Here is a 255-nt window from a genome sequence, read left to right as displayed (position 1 = left end):
TCTACAACAAAAACCTGCGCTACTTCACCTACGGGCATGGTGGCTACTTCAGCCCCAAATCCTATGTTGCCATGGGCATCCCGCTTGACTTTGCCGGACGCAAAGGCAAACTGTCGTACCAGATCGGTACCTCACTCGGTGTCCAGCACTTCAGAGAACTCGATGCCCCGTACTACCCGAACTCACCGGCAGACCAGGCTGAACTTGAACAGTTTGCGGCGGCCAACCCCACCATCAACATCCCGACCAGCTACC

At 56.1% G+C, this 255-nt stretch carries 1 protein-coding gene; it reads left to right on the top strand.

Annotated elements, in window-relative coordinates:
- A partial coding sequence (locus ACO0LH_RS28700; RefSeq protein WP_422944563.1) for a cellulose synthase subunit BcsC-related outer membrane protein occupies positions 1-255 on the top strand: 255 nt, incomplete at both ends.

The sequence above is a fragment of the Undibacterium sp. TJN19 genome (genome assembly GCF_049339485.1).
Taxonomy (GTDB): Bacteria; Pseudomonadota; Gammaproteobacteria; order Burkholderiales; family Burkholderiaceae_D; genus Undibacterium.
This window is presented reverse-complemented; position numbering and strand designations above follow the sequence as displayed.